A 24534-nucleotide genomic window follows, 5' to 3' on the forward strand; every position below is an offset into this window, starting at 1 on the left:
TTTTCATAACAAGTTATCCTTATTTGCGCATAACATAGAAGGAGGCTTGATAATGAAAGCACGTTATATTGCACGTTTATTTTATATTGTCTTTATCATCATCTCACTTTTTTCACCTACGCAATATAAATTTATAGCACTTAATATTACACTTGCCTACATTCCTTTAGAGCTTGCACTTTTGCTTAAACTCTTTCTTCCAAAACGCTGGTTTGAATGGCCATTATTTTTAGTGTTTTTGACAGTGTTTATTTTAATGTTACCTAATACCTTTTATATGATGACAGATTTGATACATCTTAATCATTTCGGCTTTGATTTCCTATTAGGTCTTAATCTCATAGAGTGGACCAATTTTGCTCTATTGACAGCTTCTGTCATGTTTGCGGCATATTGTTATGTATTAATCATATTAGAACTTTATCATATGATAACCTCGAAGTGGTTTAGGGTTTTAGTCCTGCTTGGCATGATGATTTTAAACGGCGTCGGTATTTATGTAGGTCGTTTTTTACGCTTCCACAGTGTACACGTCATTAACCATCCATTTTCTGTCATATGGTCAACGTTAAAAGCCATTGATACCCCCGCAATGATTTTCATTTCGTTAATCGTTGGCTTACAAGCACTCTTATTAATATTTGTGAAAGGGGTACGCAGTCACTCATGAATATGTTCTTTATTTTTGTCATTGCCATCGTATTGATACAAGCAATCATTGCTATACTCTATTCTCAAATGAATTGGCCATGGTATGTATGTCTTATTGTCTTTTCATTTCCATTTGGTGTCGCATTGTTTTTAATACAATTACTCTATTACGAACGTTTTCATAAAGATTGGGATGTCACGTTTAAAACAAAATTATTACTAAAGTATAGTTATATTTTGACGTTTTTAGAATTTGTTGCATTGTATTTAATCATTTTTGTGGTTTAATAGTATCATCATAGTTCATATATGGAGGTCATCTTATGCGCGCATCTTCAAATCATCCTGTTGCCTGGAGAGACCTATGGGCATTTGTGATTTATTTTTTAGTTCAAGTCATCTTAGCAAAACTTTTTAGCTTATTGTTAGTTCCGTTGCATAATTTTCCAGTAAGTTTATTGTTTCTCATTATTAGGATTATCACTGCATTAACGGTGATTGGATATTTAATTTGGTCCCATCGACATCATTGGAAAGAAAAAATAATCCATGCTATTAAAGCGTCTCGAAAGTATATTGGTACGATGATTGGTGCTTATTTCCTTTATATTTTTGCCAATGGGCTCATGACATATCTTTTTAAATTTTTACCAGAGCAATGGCAATTTAAGGAAACAGGGAATCAAGAAAGCTTAATGCTTTTTTTCAATGATCCAAAATGGTTACCGCTTGCGTTTTTAAGCATTGTTATTTTATCTCCTATTACGGAAGAGTTACTATTTCGACATGTGTTAATTGGGGAACTCGGCAAAAAAGTTGGATATGTAATAACAGGGATTATTTCCACCGTCGTTTTTGCACTTTTACATATGCAAGCGGCACAATCTCCATTCGAAATTTTCCCATATCTATTTTTAGGACTCATGTTTACCTATACTTATATTAAAAGTGGATGCAATATTGCAGTTTCAATTATGATGCACATGTTTAACAACTTTATGGCGTTTATCATTATGGTAATTCAACTTCACGCGTAGTGTAATTGATACAGGGGTGTTACTTTGATTTCAAATCGAAAGTAACACCCCTCTTTTTTTATAGCATCACAGTGTTATTCAATCGTTTATTCTTCACATAAAAGATGACTCAATTTTTAAAAATGTCTATACAGATTTAAAAATCGAGTCATCTTCTAAAATGTCGCTAGACCAAACTTAATCTATTTTTATACGTCGATTTAATGTGATTGTGATGACGTTGCTTTTAATGAGGCTTTTACGGATTCAACCGCTTCAACCGAATGCGCTAATTGTTGCTGTTCATCTTCATTCAGTTCTAATTCGATAATGCGTTCTACACCATTCGCACCTAAGATGGCAGGTACACCAATATAAATATCATTTAATTGATATTCCCCTTGGCAGAATGCAATCGTTGGAAGTACCCGCTTCTGATCTTCTAAAATAGCAAGAACCATTTCATATACTGCTGCAGCAGGTGCATAATATGCAGAGCCGTTGCCTAATAGTTTTACAATTTCTGCGCCACCTTTTCTTGTTCTTTCAACAATAGCGTCTATTTGTTCTTGTGGCATAAGCTCAGTTAATAAAACGCCGTTCACTTGGCTGTGACGAATTAAAGGGACCATAGTATCTCCATGTCCACCTAAAACAAGCCCTGTCACATCTTTCACTGCGACACCGAGTCAGCTACAAAAGTATTAAATCTCGCTGTATCTAAAACACCTGATTGACCCATAACTCTTTCACTAGGAAAGCCGGACGTGCGATAAACGGTATAAGTCATCGCATCGACAGGATTAGTTAATACAATGATTGTACAGTTTGGCGAGTATTTAACTACTTTTTGAGTGACCTCGACCATAATTTCTTCATTCGTTTGAACTAAATCGTCTCGACTCATCCCCGGTTGTCTTGGCAGGCCAGCTGTAATTACTACAACATCAGAATCTTTAGTTTCTGCATAGTCCACAGTTGCATGCACATGTACATTAAACCCTAAAATTGCACCACTTTGTTGCATATCCAAGGCTTTCCCTTTCATCACCGATTCATTTTTTTCTCGGTCTACAAGTAAGACATCTGCATGACCATGCATCGCAATAATAAATGCTAATGTTGCACCTGTATGACCTGATCCAATGATAGAAACCTTTTTACGTTTCATGTTTACTACCCCCTTGTATATCCTCGTCTTTATTATAACACCCTCAAGTTGCTTTTTTCATTTTTAGAGTAAAATCATTTGCATCTTTTTTTATCTTCCATTGCAAATCTATAGACACAAAAAGCACGTCCCTATCACAAAGTACGTATGCGATACTTCGTTTGGCGCAAAGGCAATTCAAATACTTATCAAATTCTCGTTACTTTAGTGAATAAACAATGCGTCCTTATCAAATAAAAACGGCACTTTTACATCACGCTTTTTCAATAAGCTGATCATAAAAGTGCCATTCTATACATTAGTGATATTTGAAAAGCATATATAAGTATAACGAAAATGCGCCAATCATTAACACGGTCATCATTAATAAATACAATGCTGTACGACCATATTTAAATAAGAATGCGATGAACATCGCGATAACGTTATAAACCATAAAAATACCAAAAACTGTAACTAACCAAACCGTATCAGGTGAAAAAATAAATAAAAATGCAACGATGAGTCCAAAAATAATATAAGGTATGGCGATGACGTTGCGTTCAAAACGACTACGTTTAATTTTTTCTTCTTCTGTCATAAGACTGCCCCTAACTTCAATTCGTAATAATCCGATTTTACAATGTTTTTAACGATGATGCACCGACAAGTTGTGACAAATTATGGAATATCATAGCCTTGTGCTGCAGTAAATATATCAAACCATTCTTGGTCATATAATTCAATATCAAGCCCTTGGATAACACGATCAAGTCGCTCTAACTGTTGCGTCCCTACAATCGGCATAATCTGAGCGGGATGCTTTTTAAACCAAGCCGAAACAATGGCTTCAACAGTTGTGTGATGTGCTTGTGCAATACGTTTAAGTACTGTCATGACATGTTGTCCTTTTTGATCGTCGCTTTGAAATAGTGCACCACCAGCAAAAGGACTCCAAGCCATTAATTTGACGTTTTCCCGTTGCATATCATCAATCGTGCCATCTTGAAAAGCGGTCAATTGATATGGAGAAATTTCAATTTGGTTCACTGCAATATGAAATTTATCGTCTTTCAAACATCGATTAAGCAATTCATATTGCGCGCGTTTAAAATTAGATACACCAAACGAACGAATTTTACCTTCATCTACCAAATCTTTCACAGCATCTGTAATTTCACATGGTTTCATTAGTGGCGAAGGTCGGTGAATGAGTAAACTATCTAAGTAATCAACTTGAAGTTCTTTTAATGATCGCTCTACTGCACGCTTAATATGTATTTTACTAAGATCATATCGATGTGCGGTTTGATGAGGATGAATTGCGTTTGGCTGAACAATCCCACACTTTGTAACAATCTGCAGTTGATCTCTAAGTGAAGGGGACAACGCAAGCGCCTTGCCAAACATCCCTTCTACAGTATAGTGACCATAAATATCTGCATGGTCCACGGTTGTGACACCTCGCTCAACCAATTCATGAATAAAGCGATTCATTTCTTGTGATGACATTCCCCACTGATCTGCGCGATAAAATCCTTGAATAATTCTTGAATAGTGTACATGTTGATTAATTGCAATCTTCTCCATAAATAACACCTCTTGATTGATCCATATTAACTAAATTGTAGCACATCCAAATTATTTCTGAGTCTAGCTTCATCTAATTGCTCCCCAATCAAAACGACTGATGATGGAAAATCTACATCTCCGACACTTTCAATCGTAGGCAAACCTTGAGCATATTGAATTAAATACATTTCATCCGGACTTTCTCGAAGTCTAACGTAACCTTTCAAGCGTAACACATTTTCTGGTAATTTTAGGATAAACTGCACCAACTGCGCTTGTGAAATTGCTGAACTAAAAGTATATTTTAGACTTGTATAATGTGCATGATGATGGTCGTGATGATGTTTACCATGATGGTAATGTTCATGTTCATGGTGCGCATGATGTCCGTGACGATGTGCATACTCGGGTAACGTATGCTCAGCGCCTGCATTTTCAATGACAGTTTGTTGAACTTGTCCATGGTCTGAAATTAACACACGACTTTTGGGAGCAATGGTTTCAATCGCTTCTACAATTTCCTTTAAGTCACTGTCATTTGATAATAAATCGACTTTATTAATAACAATCGCTTGACTCGCGCGAACTTGGTCTTCTAATAAATCAAGCGTTTGTTTCGAATAGTTTTGTCGAGATAAAAATCTTGAACTATCTACAATACAAATCGCTTCTGGACTTTCGAAGGCTTGCGCAATAAGCGGGTCTTGACAAGCAATCAAAACATCAATCGGATTTGCAATCCCTGTCGCTTCGATAATAATCTGATCAACACTGTTTTTTTGTTGACTTAGTTGATATAAAACTGCAATTAAATCATGTTGTAAATCACAACAAATGCAGCCTTGTAATATGGATTGTTTGACGTTGTAATCCTTTAAAATTCGACTATCCACATCAAAATCCCCAAATTCGTTTACAATGAGTGCGACTTTCTCATCTTTTTTTAATATTTGCGTCATATAATGATTTAAGAATGTGGTTTTGCCACTTCCTAAAAACCCATTAACGATTGTAAGACGCGTTTTATTTTTAAGCATAAATTTAATCCTTTCTCTTAATAAATCTACAAATCTGTTATAATATATGTGTATGTCTGACTTTTAACTTGATAAAGTACGCTTTATCTTCTAAAATTACCGCATGCTATATTTTAAGGATAGCATAGATTTAAGTGAGAACGGCTTAAATCCACTCGATTATGGACGGGTTCCCATTCGTGATAGAGAGAGAAAACGAATAGAATCTCTGGAGGAGAACTAATTATGTCTGACCATTTAAACTTGAAAGAGCAAGTATGTTTTAGTTTGTATAACGCACAAAGACAAGTTAATCGTTATTATTCAAACAAAATTTTCAAAAAATACAATCTCACGTATCCACAATTTTTAGTATTAGAAATTTTATGGGACCATTCTCCTGTTAATGTAAAGAAAGTTGTAACAGACTTAGCGCTTGATACGGGTACAGTATCACCGTTATTAAAGCGTATGGAACAAATTAATCTCATTAAAAGAGAGCGTTCTGAAATTGACCAACGTGAAGTGTTTGTACATTTAACTGAAAAAAGCAAAGATATGCAACCAGAGCTCGCAAATGCATCACAACTTGTTACTGAAGCTTCATCATTAACAACTGATGAGGTTAAGGAGCTCAATCGATTACTTGAAAAAGTAATTACTGCATTTGAAGAAAAGAAATAATAATTAACAGTTCTTGAAGTGTGTTCTATTTAATGGGTGATAAAATCAGTTATTCTAGTTTCAAATATGACAGTGTATTGCTATAGATAGACTTTGATTTTTGGGGACCGAATCAATATTTACGAAATCATACTGGGGAATCGTAGTATTGACTTTTCAACCTGTTACTTTTCATAAAATCATAACAGGTTGAAATCATATCAAAAAATGAGGTGTTTGATATTGACCACCTTGGTTTATCTATACATACTTTATCAACGACTGAAAGCGCGTTGAATGCATAAAAGACTTTGCATTCACGCACTTTTTTTATTTTATCTTTTCCTACTCTACATTGCATATCTCATCTATCATTAGGCTATAGCTTCAACATGTATGGCTTATAGTTCAATGGGGCGATGAACATATTCCGCCAAAAATGATTCTGGGGACATATCTCCCACCACTTTTCCTTCTTGCATAACAATCACACGATCAAAATCTTTTAAATATTCCATATCATGTGTCGCGACAATCAATGTTTGCGCTTGCTGGTGAAGCTGTTGCATGACCAGTTTTGAATTTTCTATATCTAACGCAGTGGTTGGTTCGTCAACGATCCAAACTGGTTGTTGACGAAGTAGCATACGTGCAATGGCTAATCGTTGAAATTCCCCACCAGAAAGCGCTGTTCTCATCATCGTAATCGGTCGTTCTAATGGAATATGCGCTAACTGCAATTGATCTAACACCTTACGACATTTCGCCTCTGACGCGTGGGTCAATAAATTATCATACACTGTACCGTCGAAAAAATGCGGTTGTTGTAATAATGTATCGATTTGCGCATGAAAATGCGACGTATCGAGTTGACCAATAGGCATCTGATTTATCATTATTTGACCTTCTGTGGTATCGTACAAGCCCATTAAAAGATACAATAGGGTTGATTTTCCTGCACCTGATTCTCCAACAATCGCCACATGTTCGCCTTGATAAATCGTTAAATTCAAATGAGATAAAATGGGTCTTTGTTGATGTTCATAACGTAATGACACTTCTTTCAAATTGAACATCGGTTCGCCGTGCTCAATGTCTGAAATATTTACTTTTCGATGACCCTCTTCACTACCTTGTTCACGCATCACTTCTGATAAGCTTTCTTGTGCAAGTTCTGTCTCGCTCTTATAATAAGCCACTTGACTCATTGGCACAGCTTGCTCAAGTAATGTCAGAATCATTAAAATAATACTTGTCGCATAAACGACATCAACATATTGTTTTTCGACCATCACAATGATTAGGATGACACTGACCAATAGTGCAACCATACTTATGATATTTCTCACATATGCATACTTCAAATGTCCCCGTTGTGAATGATGTTCTGCTAAATTAAAGTGTGTTTCACTTTCGGAAAGTTTGGCATCATATTTTTCAGAACTATTGAAGCGTCGCAGTTCATTGTGACCTAAAATTCTGTCGTGATACTCATGCATAAATTGTTGTTGAGATTGATTAACAGTCGTCTGAACCTGCTTAGCTTGTTGTGCTTGAAGCCAAGGCAAAACCAACAACGTTAACACCATCGTGAATAGGATTAATAGCGCATGTGTCCATGAAAAATAAAATAGGACGCCTGCTGTTAATAAAGTCGTTATTCCTATCACAATAGGCGGATAATAGACACGTAAATACACATTTTGCAAAGATTCCACTTGCGTCACCATACGGCCTAATAAATCACTTGAACGAAATTTACGAAATACATCCGGTACGATTGGAATTAAAGCGCGGTAGAGTTGTACACGTACATCTCGTAACATCGTAAATGTGGCCCGATGAGAACGTAGTCTTTCATAATAACGTGTAATTGCACGAGTAAAACCGAATAATTTCACTGTAACAATAAGCCCCATTAATGCAAAGAGAGGCGCACCTAGCGCACTTTGTGTGATCATATAACCACTTAAGAAAAACATGCCTAAAGCAACCGCACTCCCTACGACACCTATGAAGATGGCCATTAAAATATCTTTGTTCCATTTAATATTAATGGTTTGATTTAATTTTTGATTGTATTTATTCATTTAAACATCACCATCCTGTGGATCCGCCTTGAAATCAATTTGAATCTGGGTATCATCAGAGCGTATCTTTCCGTCTTGTAAATAAATTCGACGGTTCGCATGTGCTATCGTTTGTTGTCTGTGTGCAATCGTCAATCGCGTCGTCTCAGTAAAATAGGTATCCAACGTTTGTTGAATCAATTGTTCAGTTGCTCGGTCTAATCCAGCAACAGGCTCATCTAAAACGACAAAGTCTGGCTGCATCAACAACAGACGTGCCAATTCAATTCGACGCATTTCTCCACCTGACATCATCTCGCCACCCTCTCCAATAAGCGTGTCTATACCATCGTGTAAAGCATTGACTTTATCCCACAAATTGACCGCTTGCAGGACAGTCATCATTTTTTCACGCGGAACTGTATTGAACACACTCACGTTTTCGGCAATCGTTGCATTGAAAATATATGGATTTTGTGATAAATAACCCATCTTTAGGTGTGCGTTTTGATAAGAAACATATCCTTTTTGTGGCACCAATTCTCCAAGTAAGATTTGAATCAATGTAGATTTACCAGCACCACTAGGGCCTACCAGCGCAATTTTGTCCCCTTTATTAATATCAAATTGGATATCACTCAGAACCGCTTTCGCCATACCTTCATAACAAAATGACAGATCTCGAACTTGGATAAGAGAAGTCTGTGTTGTATCTATCACAGGTAACGGATGATTCGGCAATTTATTATCGAGCGCTTCATGAATAATATCACTTGCGCCTTCACTCTCTTTTCCAGTATGAAATGCTTGCCCCAAATCTTTAATCGCATTATAAAATTCAGGTGCCATAATTAACGCAATAGCTGCTGTGTAGAAATGAATAGATTTAAAGACAATCAAACTCAACCCCACTTCTAAAGCGACCAGTCCAATGCCTAGCATACTGATAAATTCAAGCATCAATCCTGAAAGAAAAGCACTTCTTAAAATGACCATCGTCTTGTCACGAAATTGTGTACTCTCTCGTGAAACAGTCTCCACCGCTTGCTCTGAACGATTAAATAATTTTAAAGTGACTAATCCTTTAGTCAAGTTGAGAAAACGTTGACTGAAATGGTTTAAAAAAGTCATTTGGTCTTTGGCATCATCTCGTGTTTTCAACCCAAACACGATGTAAAAGACTGGAATAAAAGGTGCAGTCACTAACATGATCAGTGCTGCAGGAATATGGATTTTAAACATAACGACAATAATCACAAATGGAATAAACGTAGATTTAAAAACTTGAGGTAAATAATTTCGATAAAATGGTAGCATATCGGCTAGTGTCTCAGTAGCCGTTGTTAATCTTTCACCAACTGCTTGTTGATTCACTTGCTTCAATAAACGGTGTCGAATCGTCGTCCGAACACGATGCGAAAGTTTTTCACCTAACCATGAATTCAAATAATCTAAGCTTGCCCTCATTAAAAGTGCCACTGCTAAAAGCGTCACTAAAGGTAACCAGTGGGTGGATTTATTTGTAAGTAGACGGTCTAATATCACACCAATCGTAATATTTTGTGTCACGACTGTGATTGCCAAAGCTAAGCAAACAACCGCCATTAATAATGGATATAAGTAAAATTTCTTTGCCCATGAATGCAATTGTTTCATTTTTTCGTGCCTCCATTTTGGATGCGTTATTTTTTCTATTTTACATTGTTTATGAGGCAGAAAGCTAAAAATTAAATTGACATTTTCAAACGATTTTCATGACATTCATACGCTGAATCAATGCGCCTGGGCTCTTTTCGAAGATGTGACAGATTTTCGAATATCCTTAACCTTTTGATATCTGCACTTAATGCTTTTTACTAGAATAGGATAACCTACCCTTTTAGATACCTCATCATCTTATCCAGTTTGTTTTCATACTTTGGTCCTAGAATATAGGTTAACTAAAGACATGTGAGGGGTTCTTGTGCTATCATATGCTATATTATATTTACAAATAAACAAAAATGAATAGAGGGTACTTGTATGTTATTTTTTGAATTGATCAAAGCAATCATTCTCGGTATTGTGGAAGGTCTTACAGAGTTTGCACCTGTTTCTTCCACTGGGCATATGATTCTCGTCGATGATATGTGGCTCAAGTCGACTGAATTTTTAGGCTCACAATCTGCTTTTACATTTAAGGTTGTCATACAGCTAGGTTCCATTTTTGCTGCAGCATGGGTATTCCGTCATAAATATTTCGAAATGTTACATATTGGTAAGTATGCACCTGAACGTCAAGAAGGTCGACGTTCTAAGCCACGACGTTTGAAATTATCACATATTATTGTCGGTATGATTCCTGCTGGTATACTAGGATTTTTATTTGATGATTTAATTGAAAAGTATTTATTCAGTGTACCAACTGTTCTCATTGGACTTTTCCTTGGCGCAATTTATATGATTTTAGCTGATAAATATAGTCGCAACGTTCGAAATCCAAAAACTGTTGATGAGATAAACTATTTCCAAGCTTTTGTTATCGGGCTTTCTCAAGCTATTGCAATGTGGCCGGGTTTCTCTCGTTCAGGATCAACAATTTCTACAGGGGTCTTGATGAAGTTAGACCATAAATCAGCCTCAGATTTCACTTTTATGATGGCTGTGCCTATTATGCTTGCGGCAAGTGGTCTATCCATCGTAAAGCATTATAATTATATTCAATTTGCGCATATCCCGTTTTACATTTTAGGCTTTTTAGCTGCATTTATCTTTGGTTTTATTTCAATTAAACTTTTCTTAAAATTAATTCAAAACGTGAAGTTACTACCTTTTGCTATTTATCGAATTGTGCTCGTCGTCGTTATCGCAGTCGTATACTACGGTATCTTATAAAAAAGCTCACGCACAATCAGCATCTCAGTGAGGGGTCGAATTGAGGGCGTACTTTAATCTCTAGCAGTTGACTTAAAGATTAAAGGCGCCCTCTTTTACATATGTTTTCTCACCTCGACCTCTAAGCGTTTATTTCCAAGCGCGAAAGGGTAATAACACATAAGTATACTCACAAATGGAGGCAACGTTCATGAACAAAACTATCAAAACAATTATAAACATCTTACCTGTCTTTCTCGTCCCACTCATTGTTGAACGTAAAAAGTTCAAGGCTCATCCAGATGTCCAAAAAGTGACACAAACGACCGTGCATACATCTCAAAAAGTAGCGCATAAAGCGGGACATGCTGCTGGGTATGTTAAAGACTCTGTCGTCTCTGGTTCAAGCCATTTAAAAAATCGTGTTCAAACTAAAAAACAACGTCATGATTATAATAAAGCGATGAAAAAAGAAGCGGAAAAACAACGCTATATGCGTCCTGAAAATGTACGCGCGCGTGGTGAAGACTTAGCGAAAGAAAACCGAAAAGAAATCGATAAACTTTCAAAGAAATTAGACAAACACATTTCAAAACGCCATAAAGAAGAAGATAAAGCGTTAGCCCAACGTCAAAAAAACTTAATTAAAAATATGGAAAAAATGCAAAAGTATGAAGAAAAAGTCGGTCATACACCTGGAAACATAGATTTGAAAACAAAGCAACGTGGCGATAAAATCGAGCAACAAAATAAAAAAGAAATCGAAAAAATGAATAAAAAGTTAAAAAAACATCAAGAAGCACTGCGTAAAGAAGAAGAAAAAATACAAAAGCACGTGAAAAAGCATTGAAAGCAAATATGAAATCCTTACAAAAAGATGAACAGTTAAATGACACATCTCTAAATGCACGTCACAAGCAGGATTAATCAATGCGTATATTGATAGATGGCGATGCTTGTCCAGTCGTAGATTCGATTATTCGTTTGACGTCTGAGACAGGCATCTTTGTATATCTCTTTCGCACATACGACCATTTTTCTGTTCAATCATTTCCCGCACACGTTGAAGTGAAATATATCGATGGTGGTCGAGATGCCGTTGACTTTATGATACTTCAATATGCTCAACCCGACGATATTGTTGTCACACAAGACTATGGTTTAGCGAGTTTACTTTTAAATAAGGTCAAGTATGTTTTGCATCATACCGGGCATTTATATACGTCTGAAAATATAGAACGTTTGCTTACACAACGTTATTATCATCAACAAGAGCGTCGAAAATCAAAGCGTTATCCAAAAGGGCCAAAAGCTTTTAATCAAGATCAACGTTTATCTTTTGAATCGCAATTGTTAAAATTAATTGAGACACAGCAGTAACAGATGACCTGATTTCATCATTTTTTAAATCAATGATTAAAAAAGTGACGCGATTGCGTAGACGCCTTTAATTTTACGTTCGTCACCTAAACCAGGTCGTTGGAAGAATATAATCAAGTAGATTCGTCAATATTAAGGAGGAGGCAATATGATTAAAAGAATTGCTGTCTTTTGTGGCGCAAGTAAAGGTCACGATGATACATATGTAAAAGAAGCATACGCTCTAGGAAAACACCTCGCAGAACATCAAATTGAGTTAGTTTTTGGTGCAGGTTCCGTTGGTATCATGGGTGCCATACAAGAAGGTGTCTTAGATTATGGCGGACGCGTGATAGGCGTTATGCCAAAGTTTCTAGATGAACGAGAAATCACAAGCCAAAAAGTATCAGAATTAATCTTAGTGGATTCGATGCATGAGCGAAAACAAAAAATGTCAGATTTAGCTGATGCTTTTGTGATGGCTCCTGGCGGTGCAGGATCTTTAGAAGAATTCTTTGAAATTTATAGTTGGGCACAAATTGGGTTACATCAAAAACCAATTGGTATTTATAATACGAAACAATTTTTTAATCCACTTCAAAATTTAATTGAACATATGATCAAAGAAGGGTTTATTGATGAAAAATATACGCACCTCGCACACCTCTATGAAACGCCCGAAAGCTTACTAGAAGGCCTTAAAAATGCAAAACCTATCTCGACACGAACATATGATTAATCGTAATCGTTTAAGATAGCGTGTTACACCGTATAATACAAGGGAGCTGGTATGATAAAGCCCATGTTAGGGATTGATGCCACTCCCTTTTTCAATGTATCGTTATCGGACATTTCTTTTATTTAATTACGACGACTTTTTATGTGTCTCTGCCACGTCATCATAAAGCGTTTTATGATATCTGACTTGTTGCTTTAAGACATGATGCGGGCTTAGCTCTCTTTTTTCAAATTTATCATAAAAAGACATTCCAATTTTCTCCATTACACGAATAGAAGGACGATTAATGTGAGCAGCGATGGCATATACTTCTGAAACACCTCGCTGTTTAATATAATTTAAAACCGCTTCCGCCCCTTCAGTAGCAATCCCGTTGTCCCACACTTCTGGTGATAAACGCCAACCAATTTCGTAAAAAGGTAAATTATCAAAAGGATAGTCGCTCGTTTTAGGTATGTAATTTACACCGATAAAACCAATCCATTCTTTTGTCGCTTTCAATTCAACCGCAAATAAACCGATTTTATTTTTAGATAGGTAAGCTTTCATCGCTTCAAAATCAAGTCTTGATTTTTCATAGCTTAACAGACTTGGAAAGTATTGTCTGACTTGGCGATTTGCATTTAATCGTTGCAAAGGTAGTAAATCTTCCTCTTGCCAATCTCTTAGCTTTAATCGTGCTGTCTCTATATATACTGTCATTGATGATCCCCCCATTGTTACCGCTCATAAAAAATAGACTCTATAGCTACAATAGCCATAGAGCTGCAAAAGTGATGCCATATCCATTATGCCTTAGAAATGTAGCTAATCAGTTGGATTTTAACGGGTACTTCTTTTATGCGATTTGGATTTTGACCTTTACTTGTAGTAAATGTCGCATCGACAAAATCATTTTTATGGTTCAAACGATATGTTGCGACATACGTTTCCCAATCATGATCAAAATTAGGTTTTAATGCAATTACACGTTTCAACTCACCTGTTGCATCTATAATTGAATAACCTGTAATATTTTCAAGCTCACGTCCGAGTTCAATTAAAGACATGTCGCGACCTTCTAATAACTCAAATTCCTTTTCATACATGTGCAATCCCTCTTTTCTGTACGTTCATATATGTGTTTTTAATACCCTCTCCATTTTAACATCAAACGCTTGAGATGTAGTCAATGAATGAAAGCTTTCTGTTGCGTGCCTTTTATAATTTGCGTATGGTTAATGTTGCTTGTCGTTTGAATCTGAAGTTGCTTGTTCTTTATGCACTTCATTCGTCTTTTTATGTGTAGACGCCTTTTCATTAGCGTTTGTTGGTTCTTTTGTATGCTTGGCTTTTTCATGGTTTTTTTCTTTTTCTTGCGGTTTATCTTTTTTCTTTTCTGTATCCGTTGATTTACCTTCATCAATGGACTTTTCTACATCTTTAATTTGATGATCTAAATCATCACCTTGCTTTTTTAACTTCTCATTTTCTTGTTGGAGTGTTTTTTGCTCTTTTTCTAGCGATTGAATTTCATTTTGCAGTTTATCTTTTTCACTCTTCCCACAACCAGACAAAACAAATGTGAGTGTCACAAGTATAATTAGCCATTTTTTCATTTTTCTTTCTCCCATATCAAAAAATACTTCTCTTTTATTCTATCATGGTTTTACGCTTCTAGCATAACAAGGCTATGCGCATCATGATAAAAAATCTGAATTCATTCGTGCCCTCTTTAGCTTTCTTTTCCATATCACAAAAATATAGACAATCTTCGAAAAACATCTAGATTCGTACTTCTCTATCGCCTTAATGCTCAAGATTTTTAACCATCGTATACTTTTCGACTTGATAACCTAACTTTTGGTTCAATGCTATCATGGCTTCATTATTTTTATCCACTGTCCCAATCAACTGATGTGCCTCTTGTTTGATTGCCCACTGCTCAATCTCTTTTTTGAGTTGCTCTGCATAGCCTTGTTGACGATAAGCAGGTGCTACATAAAGAGATTCAATCGTCACTGTTTGAGAAGTACTATCAAAATGCGCCCATCCATACGCTTGAACTCTATCGTCGTCACCCCTCATCACACCTAGCCAGTCTTGTGTATAGCGTAACCGGCGATCAATCATTTCTTCGTACAGTGCAATTTCCATCTGACTCACAGCCTTTTTATTGCTATGACGCTGTTCATACAACATTTGTACATGTATTGATGCCACTTGATGTATATAGTGGTGATTTTTTGATTTCAGTAAAAGCATACGTGATACCTCTCTCTTAAGTATTGAATTATTTCTATAAAATCGTCATAATAGTGACAGTTTAATGTTGAACCGAATAAAAGGAGGTGCATGACCAATGAAGACAACTAACGAACTCATGAAAGAAAATAATGTTAAGTCATTGCGCTTAAATAATACAGACCGTCAAATATTTGAAAGCTATATGACATATGTACGCGCAGATATGCGGGTCAATGCACATGATTCAGAAATTGTTCTACAACGTATTTTGACGCATTTGCTTAATGCTGAAAATAAAGGGATGCATGCGATGGATTTTTTTAATCATGATCCAAAAAAACATGCGATACAAACGATTAAAGAGTTACCCAACCATACATTTATCAATATATTTCGTTATATTTTCCAACATATTATTTTTTTATTAGGCCTCTTTTGCTTTTTAAAAGGTTTTTTAGGCTTCTTTATCAATGATACCCGAATTTATCTTTATACTTTCCCGTTCACTTTTATTTTAGGTATTTTTATTACATTTTTGTTTGTATGGGCTTGCTTTAAAATGGTACAGTTACAAGCTTTTAGCTATTCCCGAATTGCTTGGCTTTTAGGTTACATCGTTTTAATCGCTTTAGTGGTGATCATTTTTATTGTTTTCTTCTTCCCACAAAACTTTTTACAATTTGGCCCTTATATTCATATCAGCAATTGGGCTTTTATTGTCGCATCATTCATTATTGTACCTGTAGGTGCTTATTTACAGAATCATAAACAGAAACAGACCGGACCTTCATGGCGTTAAAGTTAAAGCACGGCCATCGTCCAAAGCAAAACGAAGACGATTTTCTATATAATAAATGAATCTTCAAAAGTAATGAGGTGCTTGAAGGTACATGTAAAAAATAAAACTTCTTCGTGCCCTTAATTTGCGCTTAAATGATTAAAAACGGGGCTAGGATCATATCCTAGCCTCGTTTTTTAGTTACTATTTAAATCATTACATAAATGAAGCCCTATTTATCTCCTCAGTTGTCCAGTCTATTTCCTGTATCGAATTTAGCTTACTTCAACTGTTTTTGGACTTTTTTTAGTAAATAAAATTAATACAAAACCTAATGATAATGATAATGCAGAGACATAGAAGACATTACCTAAACCAATCCAGTCACTCATAGCACCGCCTAGAAGGTTTCCTAACAACTGGCCGACAACCATTGCATTTGCAAATAATGTTGAAGCATAACCTGGAAATTGTGGCAAAATATCTTGAAAGTAGCTAATCCCTATACCTAATAAAACAGCTAAAAATGCTGCAAGTAAGACTTGACCAATTAACATCATTCTCACACTTTCAAACACGCCTATACTTCCAAAAAAGAGGCTTCCACAAACAGCTGCAATAGCCAACAGCGTTCGAGTTTGAACCTTACTCGCAACAATGCCTAAAATAATCATAAAAGGCACTTCTAAACCTGCACATAAACTTGCTAAATGACCTACATATTTCTCTTCTTCACCAAGATATTTCGTGACAAAAAGGGGCATATTGAGTGTGTACATCCATTGCCCAATATGTAATAACACAAAAGCAACAAATGGCACGATAAGATAACGATGTCTCAACATAGAAGGTGCATTTTGTTCAGTATGTGTCGCTGTACGCGTGGGTTGTTTCGTCTTGATATCTTTGAAAAAGAAGACTTGTAAGAGTAGTGTTGTCAAAATAATCGCGACAGTGCCTCCGAAAAGTCCACTATAGCCCCATGACTGATTAAGAATGTTACCCACTAAAGGTCCAAATAAGAAACCAAATGAAAACATAGACCGCAGCACAGAATTTGCAAAAACGGCGCGACTGCTTGAAGTTGACTGATCAATAGACTCTCTCGCAGATGCATAAAGTTGTGGCATTGCAGGTGCGAACAGCCCTTGAAAAATGGCATATAAAATAATAAATAGCGTTATAGAATGAATAAAAAAGGGGAGTGCAAAGCTAATAGCGCCCATAAATAACCCAATAATAATTAATAACTTGCGATTCACAGCATGTGTGTCTGAAAAACGCGCGACAATACTGTTCATTGTGAATTGACTAATTGCCGCAAGTGCTAATAATAATCCAAACTGATTGGTAGTCATCCCGAGTTGGTTTGTTGCAAATAGCACAAAAAAAGGTACTGTAATGGCAATCCCCATGCCAATCAGCATCATGTTGACTAAAAAGAGCTTATAATTTTTAATAGTTAATAATTCCCGAAACATTTGTTTTCTCCTTAATACGTAATTATCTTCTTTCTTAAATGACTTTACATCATCCTTTACTTTTTCTTCTGTTTACCTAAAAAAGCACACTCTTAAACCATCGGACGTAAACGCGCAATGGTATACGTCACATCTGATCAAGATGTAGATATTCTTTGAAAACATTAATAAATGAGCTCACTTGCGGTAATTGCATCATACTCATGTCATAACTTAAATATGTAGAACGCACGAGCGAATGTGCTTCTATGTCAACTTTTAACATCTCGAATTGTGTAATATCTAAGTCTTTCACCATAATTTCTGGTAATATGGTCACGCCAACACCACTCAAAAGTAACGCTTTACATGTAGCAACTTGATCCACCTTGATTCTTGCATGATAATCTTGAGACATATGTTGTTGATACCACGTTTTAATTTGATTAATGTAAACTGGATCAGCCTGAAATTCGATGAAAGGTAATTTATGCAACTCATCTTTTTTATTTTTAGGATAAATAAAATAGTGTTTATCGTCCATTAAATGATCATTATGCATATTTAATAAAGGATTTCCGCGAACAATCATTATATGATAATCATTATGATTCGCTTTAATATGTTCACTTGACCCGACTTGTAATTCAATTTCAACATTTGGAAATTCAGTTGTATAACGATTTAACACTTCAGGTAACACTGTTTGACCCACAAGTGATGAACAACCAATCGATAGTGTCCCGTTAATCGCACCCACATGTGCCTTAATTTTATCTTGAAACAAGCGCTCTTGCTTTAACATTGATTTTGCATGCGCTATAACCATCGCACCTTCAGTTGTCGTAATTAACTGCTTTTTTGTTCGGATGAAAATCTCAACACCAAAATGTCTTTCTATAGATTTAAGACGTTGCGTGACTGCAGGTTGAGAAATGTATAGTCTTTCAGCTGCTTTTCTCAACGTACGTGTCTCATCTAAAGTAATTAACAACCGATAATCATCAATTTTCATCGTAGCGCCTCCTCAAAATAAAAGAACACTAGACAAACAGAACATTGTCCAGTGTGCATGTATACTTTCACAGCACACGCTGGGTTGGTTGTAACGGTGTGTGAAAAACATTTCTTTTAATCACTAATACTGTTTATGCTTTTCTTTTTTCTGATACTTATGCTTGATTTTCTGATAACAGTACATTGCCCGTCTTTCAATACCTTCAAAATCCTCATCAATCTGGATCATGAGTTGGTGTGCGATCACATAAGCTTCATGGTATTGCTTTCTTGTAATTTGCTTCGTTTTCAGTGCATATTCCAAGTCATCTTGATCAACAAGTTCATATTGACCATTGGGTAGTGCGAGCACATCTAAGCACAAGTCTAACGTACGTGCCTTACCTTTTTGCGTTATATTTTTTAAATTAATATCAAAATAATATTGCAATGGTTGTCCTTTATCATTAAACATGACAGTCATACTGTAACGCTTTTTTTCTGGTAATATTTGCAACCACTGATAGTTATCATCAGCCACGACTATCTTTTTACCTACAACGGTCACCTCTAAAGGCTCTCTCACCTTTTTAATTGTAATTAAACCTATGATGCCTTTAAATTTGTTATTGTTTACTTTAACTTCGATATAATCATGGTCTAAGAGGCGACGCCAGTGACGTTTATCAATATATTTCACTTTCACAGCCACCAACCCCCTTTCGTACATTATATATAAATCAGCGTTATATGTCACTTCTCTCAGTTTCTAACCCACTTGAACTTTGCTCATCTACACCTCGATGATAGATGTCAGTCTGTCTAAAGCTATGTGATGTGCAATATTTTTTATACGTCAATTTAAGCGTAGACGTTGATTTTCTGAAAGGTGAGAACATCGTACGATTTCATACATCTTAATATGAAACAAAAAACATACTAAAGTGTATACAATCGTTAGGTTCTCATCACCTTAACATCCACCTTAGTATGTTTAAAATCACAACCACTGTCTCCCATCATCGCCCTATATGTTATGGGATTGACGTAATGAGGTCATTCCTCATTCCCTTTCATTTACACATTCTTTTTCGCATATTTTTGAATGATTGTTTTATGCTCAGGATAAGTTTTTATAAGCTCATCTTGTGTGAATAATTCAAAATGTTCAAATTGAAATGCCGGTTGTACCATACAACCCACTACCGCAAAACTATTTTCTTGTTCAATAGAAGATGCAAAAATGGTATTTTTAGGCACAACAAATTGTAATACGTCACCATTTGCTACATCCGGACCGAGTTGCACAGTTTCATATGTGTGATCAGGGTGTATCATATGAATCGTGAGTGTATGCCCAGCATGAAAGTACCATATTTCATCAGCATCAATGCGATGAAAATGAGAAATGTTTGCGTCTTCTAATAAAAAATAAATGCTTGAATAATTTGGACGGCCTTCTGCCTGATTTGGACTTAATATTGTTTCACGATAATATCCCCCTTCAGGATGAGGGGTTAAATTAAGATGCTGTATCCATTCTTGAACATCCATAATAAATGCCTCCCAGAGATTTATTATAGTTCAACATTATAGAAGACACGTTGTACATCTTCAAGGTCTTCTAATACGTCAATCAGTTTTTCAAAAGTCGCTTGGTCTTCACCAGAAAGTTGCACTTCTGTTTGCGGTAACATTTCAAATTCTGCAACTTCAAAGTCAGCAACGCCCATGTCACGTAAAGCTTGTTGAACTGTAGCAAACTGGTCAGGTTCAGCATAGACGATTGTCAAATCACTTTCTTCAACCACGTCACGAACATCTACATCGTTTTCCATTAATGCTTCAAGTACAGTATCTGCATCAAAACCTTCAAAGGCAAATGTCGCTGTGTGATCGAACATATAAGCAACCGAACCAGAAACGCCCATATTTCCTCCATTTTTACCAAATGCAGCTCTTACATCAGATGCCGTACGATTAACATTGTTTGTTAAAGCGTCAACGATGACCATGGAGCCACTTGGACCAAAACCTTCATAACGTAACGCATCGAAATTTTCTTCGCCGCCACCTTTAGCTTTGTCGATTGCTCTTTCAATAATATGGTTGGGTACAGAATAAGTTTTAGCACGTTCAAGTACAAGTTTTAACGCTTGGTTTGACTCTGGATCTGGCTCTCCTGATTTTGCAGCCACATAGATTTCTTTACCAAATTTTGCATAAATACGACTTGTATTCTTATCTTTTTGTGCTTTCTTTTCTTTAATGTTATTCCATTTACGTCCCATTACTTCCATCTCGCTTTCACATGCTTTTTTGAATACTCTTTATTATACATGGAAATTTTACAGTCTGGCAACATTCTACTCAATATGAACAGGTTGTACGAATAATCGTTGTACTAATTCATGCGCCGTTTGCTGATCTGACGCATGATAAATCAACAACCGTCCATCTTGATATAATGTCATTTCATAGTCTTTATATTGTAATCGTTTAATAAAATGATTTTCGATTAAGCATGTCACACTTGGATGGATTTTTGCTGAAAACTGCTCTGGAGAGAGTCTATATTGATAAACGCCACCACACAGTAATTGTGTTTGTTCGAGTTGCTTATGATTTAATCGATCATATTGATGTTGAGCACAAACTTTACAATCTTCTTCTTTCAATGCTGTGATAGACAATGTTTTCATTTTGCCACGATAAATATCCATTGTCGTCATACGATAAGAAAAATCACCATGCATCAAATAATGAAAGACTTCTGCTACAACCAGACTACTCGCCATATGAACAGCGGGTGGAAGAACACCATTAATATCACAACTTTCCATTGTATCTGGCACATCTGGCATTACACAATGTAAGCATGGACCATCTTGATGAATTGGAAAAACACTCACTTGGCTCCCCACTACAGCCCCATAAATATAAGGTATATTTAACTTTCTAGAGGCTTCATTAACTAAATAACGTGTTTCAAATCGATCGAGTCCATCTAAAATCATGTCGGGTTGCGTTTCATTGAGGATGCCCAATATGTTTCTTGCGGTGATTTCCTCATTCAATGGTTCTATCGTCACCTCATGGTTCATTGCTGATAGATGTTGTTGTAATGCAAATACTTTCGGTGTCATGGCTTGTGCATCCGCTTCAGTATAACCACTTTGACGATGTAAATTAGATAAGGACACCACATCTTTATCAACGATTGTTAAACGGCCGACACCACTTCGCGTCAATTGTTCTGCGATACCACTTCCTAGCGCGCCAACACCGATAACCATCACATGTAATTGCTGCAGTTGGACTTGTCCTTGTTGACCAAAAGGTTTAAATTTCTCTTGTCTGTTATAGCGGGTCATTATAAGAACCCTAACCCCTCTGATGGGCTTGATTGAACAGCATTATATCGAATAGGAATACGACCCGCTTCATAGCTCAAACGACCCGCTTCAATACCTTTTTTCATTGCTTCTGCCATTTTCACAGGATCTTTAGCACGCGATACCGCAGAATTTAATAATATCGCATCTGCCCCAAGTTCCATCGCTTCCGCACAGTCTTTTGCCGAACCTATCCCCGCATCGACAATAACAGGAACTTGACTTTTTTCTATAATGTATCGCAAGTTTAAAGGATTGCTAATACCTCTTCCTGTACCAATTGGCGAAGCAAGTGGCATCACGGCATGTACACCAAGCGCTTCCAAACGTTTCGCTAACACAACATCATCTGAAATATATGGACAGACAATGTAGCCTTTTTCTAATAAAATTTCACATGCTTTATAAGTTTCGAGGGAATCAGGTAATAAAGTTTCATCGTCACCAATCACCTCTACTTTAATCATGTCACATACACCCGCTTCATTTGCCAATTCAGCAATACGTACTGCTTCTTCAGCCGTTTTCGCACCTGCAGTATTTGGAAATGTCGTAAATTGAGACAAGTCCACATTGGCTAAAGGATTAGGCAACTTTTCATCATACAAACTCATTCGGCGTACCGCAAATGTAAGTACTTCTGTTTCAGATGCGTCTATCGCACGAGATTGAATCTCTTCATTTTCGAATTTACCTGTTCCTAAAAATAATCTTGAATTGAAACTTAAATTACCAATTTTAAACATCATTAACCGCCTCCAACAAATTCTAAAAGTTCTAACTGATCGTCTTCACGCACTTCAGTTGTATCCCACTCTGAGCGTTTTACAACTTCTTCGTTACGTTCGACTGCCATGCGTTTTGACTCAATACCAAAGTGATTCAATATATCACGAATCGTAGTACCTTCATCGAAAAGTTGCCTTTCACCATTCACATATACTTGCATTCCCTTCACTCCTTTGCACGCCAATAAGTGACCATTTGTTTAAACTGATGGATTTCGTTTGAAAACGCACTTCCGATACATGCGATCCCCGAAAAACCTGTAGGAACGTTTTGGATTGTCTCAAGACGAATGCCTCCAATTGCAATAATAGGAAAGTCAATAGACAACACTGATGCAATTTCACTAGACGATCGCGGTGGCTGATTGGGCTTAGAGGGTGTGGGAAAGAGATGACCAAACAACACAAAATCAAAACGTTGAGCTTGCGCATAGCGAATACTGTTTTCAGAATGTGTAGACATACTAATACGATAATCCGGCGACTTCTGTTTGATATATTCAGCTTCAACATCACCTTCTCTGAAATGAAGGCGATGAATGCCCAATTGCTCGGCAAGCTGCACATCCGTATGTACAATCATTTTAGATTTTGGAAAACCTTCATCATGCAACTTTAAAATCCATTTTTCTAGTTCAGGCTTTCTCATAGGCGTCCTGAAAATGACGCCATTAATATCAGGTTCAATTGCACACAAGCGTTGAATATGCGTGTGATCAAGCCTTTGATAAGGTGTAACCACTACAATCATCGTATCCATCCTCCTTAACGCAACAAAAAAAGCTACTTTTCATAAATCAAATTAAGAAAAGTAGCGTGTTATTCCCACGAATTCAGCCACTTTCCTACGCCAGTACGAACTGGATCAGGTTCAGGAATTTTGAAATCGCATTTCAATCTCAGCCATTCGCAATGGCACTTCCAGTGGAATCGTTTTATCTATTCAATTGCGTTAACGTTTTACCATACGTGTTAATTCTAACACATAACGAATAATACGGAAAAGGTTTAAGAACAAATTGAAACCCATCTCTCTAGGTGAAAATTGTCCTCGTTTCATTCGATTAAAGTCGTAAAGGGTATACAATAAGAATAATAACAAACCTACCACAGCAATAAGCGTATGGTAAATCGGATTATGGATAAACCACCCGAGTAGACTTGCTAAAATTAAAGCGATAAGTGTTACGAATAAATATTTTCCGATACTTGAAGCATCTTTTATCAAAAAGTAACCTAAAAATCCAAAAATAAGAAACGCTGCAATCGCTAATAAAACAGTGTTAAAAAATACACTTGGCCCCAAATCTTCTAACGTATACATAAATGTGGCATAGGATAATAAGCCTGCAACAATGGTATAAATATGTGAAATGATAGGACCACTAAAACGTACACGTTGTACAACCATCGAAGTAAGGATAAGGATAAGTAATCCTATCGATAACGGTTGGCGCCATGCTTCTGGTAAAAATTGACCTAAATAAGTTGAAATGCCAAAAATAAGCCAATAATAAACAAAAAAGAGCCAAACTTTTCCATAAGCCTTACTAGCGGCTTGATGTGTTGATGATGACATCTTTTCTCTCCTTTCTTTTTGGTTGTTATATTTTACGATAGATTGTGTCACGAATAAAATAAAGTCTCTTGTCCTGTACCAGAAAATGCACTTTTTAGACCTCATTCATCTTAGTTTTCACGCCGTGTAATCCACATCTTATGTTCACTATCATTGTGGCGTTTCTTTATGTTATATTCAGTTGCACAAATTAGCCATCAATCTATAGAATACTTTCCACTGAC

Annotated in this window: 28 protein-coding genes, 1 pseudogene and 1 riboswitch; of the genes and pseudogenes, 9 read left to right on the forward strand and 20 right to left on the reverse strand. The window is 36.3% G+C overall.

Annotation, left to right across the window (positions count from 1 at the left end; all coding sequences use genetic code 11):
* Window positions 1-52 precede the first annotated feature (52 nt).
* From C1H58_RS01400 to C1H58_RS01410, 3 genes are read left to right on the forward strand one after another with little or no spacing between them, the layout of a single operon-like run.
* Complete coding sequence (locus C1H58_RS01400; RefSeq protein ID WP_165545083.1) at window positions 53-670, forward strand: DUF1361 domain-containing protein; 618 nt, start codon at window positions 53-55, stop codon at window positions 668-670.
* A complete protein-coding gene (locus tag C1H58_RS01405) occupies window positions 667-939 on the forward strand; it encodes a hypothetical protein (RefSeq protein ID WP_050331645.1) in 273 nt (90 codons plus the stop codon). The genes C1H58_RS01400 and C1H58_RS01405 overlap by 4 nt, the downstream gene beginning before the upstream one ends.
* 35 nt (window positions 940-974) lie before the next feature.
* Window positions 975-1688: a CPBP family intramembrane glutamic endopeptidase gene (locus tag C1H58_RS01410; protein WP_165545084.1), complete on the forward strand. Its 714-nt coding sequence runs from the start codon at window positions 975-977 to the stop codon at window positions 1686-1688.
* A gap of 200 nt (window positions 1689-1888) precedes the next feature.
* Here C1H58_RS01410 and mdh read toward each other — a convergent pair.
* The 4 genes and pseudogenes from mdh to C1H58_RS01430 form a co-directional block, all read right to left on the reverse strand.
* Window positions 1889-2838, reverse strand: a pseudogene (gene mdh / locus C1H58_RS01415) (malate dehydrogenase).
* 298 nt (window positions 2839-3136) lie between these two features.
* Complete coding sequence (locus C1H58_RS01420) at window positions 3137-3418, reverse strand: DUF2207 domain-containing protein (RefSeq protein ID WP_165545085.1); 282 nt, start codon at window positions 3416-3418, stop codon at window positions 3137-3139.
* Window positions 3419-3498: 80 nt separating this feature from the next.
* Complete coding sequence (locus C1H58_RS01425; RefSeq protein WP_165545086.1) at window positions 3499-4407, reverse strand: aldo/keto reductase; 909 nt, start codon at window positions 4405-4407, stop codon at window positions 3499-3501.
* 26 nt (window positions 4408-4433) lie between these two features.
* A complete protein-coding gene (locus tag C1H58_RS01430) occupies window positions 4434-5426 on the reverse strand; it encodes a CobW family GTP-binding protein (protein WP_165545087.1) in 993 nt (330 codons plus the stop codon).
* A 225-nt stretch (window positions 5427-5651) separates the two neighbouring features.
* Between C1H58_RS01430 and mgrA the strand changes: the two genes are divergently transcribed.
* A complete protein-coding gene (mgrA, locus tag C1H58_RS01435; protein WP_016424444.1) occupies window positions 5652-6089 on the forward strand; it encodes a global transcriptional regulator MgrA in 438 nt (145 codons plus the stop codon).
* 380 nt (window positions 6090-6469) lie between these two features.
* Here the strand turns inward: mgrA and cydC are convergent, their stop codons facing one another.
* Window positions 6470-8158, reverse strand: a complete 1689-nt coding sequence (gene cydC / locus C1H58_RS01440) for a thiol reductant ABC exporter subunit CydC (RefSeq protein ID WP_165545088.1) — start codon at window positions 8156-8158, stop codon at window positions 6470-6472.
* Entirely contained in the window at window positions 8159-9793 is a 1635-nt protein-coding gene (locus tag C1H58_RS01445) for an ABC transporter ATP-binding protein/permease (protein WP_165545089.1), read from the reverse strand.
* 366 nt (window positions 9794-10159) lie between these two features.
* Between C1H58_RS01445 and C1H58_RS01450 the strand changes: the two genes are divergently transcribed.
* The 4 genes from C1H58_RS01450 to C1H58_RS01465 all read left to right on the forward strand — a co-directional run bounded on the left by C1H58_RS01450 (window position 10160) and on the right by C1H58_RS01465 (window position 13088).
* Window positions 10160-11011: an undecaprenyl-diphosphate phosphatase gene (locus C1H58_RS01450; RefSeq protein WP_016424441.1), complete on the forward strand. Its 852-nt coding sequence runs from the start codon at window positions 10160-10162 to the stop codon at window positions 11009-11011.
* Window positions 11012-11201: 190 nt separating this feature from the next.
* The gene (locus tag C1H58_RS01455) at window positions 11202-11840 is read left to right on the forward strand and encodes a hypothetical protein (protein ID WP_242680212.1); all 639 of its coding nucleotides are present in this window, start codon (window positions 11202-11204) and stop codon (window positions 11838-11840) included.
* 80 nt (window positions 11841-11920) lie between these two features.
* Window positions 11921-12370, forward strand: coding sequence for a YaiI/YqxD family protein (locus tag C1H58_RS01460; RefSeq protein WP_165545090.1), 450 nt, complete (start codon window positions 11921-11923; stop codon window positions 12368-12370).
* A gap of 151 nt (window positions 12371-12521) precedes the next feature.
* Window positions 12522-13088: an LOG family protein gene (locus tag C1H58_RS01465; RefSeq protein WP_165545152.1), complete on the forward strand. Its 567-nt coding sequence runs from the start codon at window positions 12522-12524 to the stop codon at window positions 13086-13088.
* Between the two features lie 126 nt (window positions 13089-13214).
* Here C1H58_RS01465 and C1H58_RS01470 read toward each other — a convergent pair whose 3' ends face one another.
* The 4 genes from C1H58_RS01470 to C1H58_RS01485 form a co-directional block, all read right to left on the reverse strand.
* Window positions 13215-13790: a GNAT family N-acetyltransferase gene (locus C1H58_RS01470; protein WP_050331655.1), complete on the reverse strand. Its 576-nt coding sequence runs from the start codon at window positions 13788-13790 to the stop codon at window positions 13215-13217.
* 86 nt (window positions 13791-13876) lie between these two features.
* A complete protein-coding gene (locus C1H58_RS01475; protein ID WP_016424436.1) occupies window positions 13877-14176 on the reverse strand; it encodes a hypothetical protein in 300 nt (99 codons plus the stop codon).
* 129 nt (window positions 14177-14305) lie between these two features.
* A complete protein-coding gene (locus tag C1H58_RS01480; protein WP_207554664.1) occupies window positions 14306-14686 on the reverse strand; it encodes an SA0632 family lipoprotein in 381 nt (126 codons plus the stop codon).
* A gap of 190 nt (window positions 14687-14876) precedes the next feature.
* On the reverse strand, window positions 14877-15332 hold the full coding sequence (locus C1H58_RS01485) for a GNAT family N-acetyltransferase (protein WP_165545091.1): 456 nt from the start codon (window positions 15330-15332) through the stop codon (window positions 14877-14879).
* Window positions 15333-15429: 97 nt separating this feature from the next.
* On the opposite strand from C1H58_RS01485, the gene C1H58_RS01490 reads away from it, so the two are divergent.
* On the forward strand, window positions 15430-16113 hold the full coding sequence (locus C1H58_RS01490) for a DUF1129 family protein (protein ID WP_050346001.1): 684 nt from the start codon (window positions 15430-15432) through the stop codon (window positions 16111-16113).
* Between the two features lie 254 nt (window positions 16114-16367).
* Here the strand turns inward: C1H58_RS01490 and C1H58_RS01495 are convergent, their stop codons facing one another.
* From C1H58_RS01495 to C1H58_RS01540, 10 genes are all read right to left on the reverse strand, one after another.
* Window positions 16368-17573 carry a sugar efflux transporter gene (locus C1H58_RS01495; RefSeq protein ID WP_060830306.1) on the reverse strand — a complete coding sequence of 402 codons (1206 nt, stop codon included), beginning with the start codon at window positions 17571-17573 and terminating at the stop codon, window positions 16368-16370.
* Window positions 17574-17700: 127 nt separating this feature from the next.
* Complete coding sequence (locus C1H58_RS01500; protein ID WP_016424431.1) at window positions 17701-18567, reverse strand: LysR family transcriptional regulator; 867 nt, start codon at window positions 18565-18567, stop codon at window positions 17701-17703.
* A gap of 123 nt (window positions 18568-18690) precedes the next feature.
* Window positions 18691-19254: a ribonuclease FAU-1 family protein gene (locus C1H58_RS01505; protein WP_165545092.1), complete on the reverse strand. Its 564-nt coding sequence runs from the start codon at window positions 19252-19254 to the stop codon at window positions 18691-18693.
* 371 nt (window positions 19255-19625) lie between these two features.
* Entirely contained in the window at window positions 19626-20102 is a 477-nt protein-coding gene (locus C1H58_RS01510) for a cupin domain-containing protein (RefSeq protein WP_165545093.1), read from the reverse strand.
* Window positions 20103-20125: 23 nt separating this feature from the next.
* Window positions 20126-20839, reverse strand: coding sequence for a YebC/PmpR family DNA-binding transcriptional regulator (locus tag C1H58_RS01515; RefSeq protein ID WP_165545153.1), 714 nt, complete (start codon window positions 20837-20839; stop codon window positions 20126-20128).
* Between the two features lie 75 nt (window positions 20840-20914).
* Entirely contained in the window at window positions 20915-21922 is a 1008-nt protein-coding gene (locus C1H58_RS01520; protein WP_165545094.1) for a ThiF family adenylyltransferase, read from the reverse strand.
* Window positions 21922-22689, reverse strand: a complete 768-nt coding sequence (locus C1H58_RS01525; RefSeq protein WP_165545154.1) for a thiazole synthase — start codon at window positions 22687-22689, stop codon at window positions 21922-21924. The genes C1H58_RS01520 and C1H58_RS01525 overlap by 1 nt, the downstream gene beginning before the upstream one ends.
* A gap of 2 nt (window positions 22690-22691) precedes the next feature.
* Window positions 22692-22892, reverse strand: coding sequence for a sulfur carrier protein ThiS (gene thiS / locus C1H58_RS01530; RefSeq protein WP_016424425.1), 201 nt, complete (start codon window positions 22890-22892; stop codon window positions 22692-22694).
* 5 nt (window positions 22893-22897) lie between these two features.
* Entirely contained in the window at window positions 22898-23482 is a 585-nt protein-coding gene (locus C1H58_RS01535) for a thiamine phosphate synthase (protein ID WP_165545095.1), read from the reverse strand.
* 74 nt (window positions 23483-23556) lie between these two features.
* Window positions 23557-23664: riboswitch (TPP riboswitch) on the reverse strand.
* A gap of 19 nt (window positions 23665-23683) precedes the next feature.
* Complete coding sequence (locus tag C1H58_RS01540; RefSeq protein ID WP_050331662.1) at window positions 23684-24310, reverse strand: Bax inhibitor-1 family protein; 627 nt, start codon at window positions 24308-24310, stop codon at window positions 23684-23686.
* Window positions 24311-24534 lie beyond the last annotated feature (224 nt).

This window comes from Staphylococcus sp. 191, from assembly GCF_011174885.1.
In the GTDB taxonomy this organism is placed as follows: domain Bacteria; phylum Bacillota; class Bacilli; order Staphylococcales; family Staphylococcaceae; genus Staphylococcus; species Staphylococcus coagulans.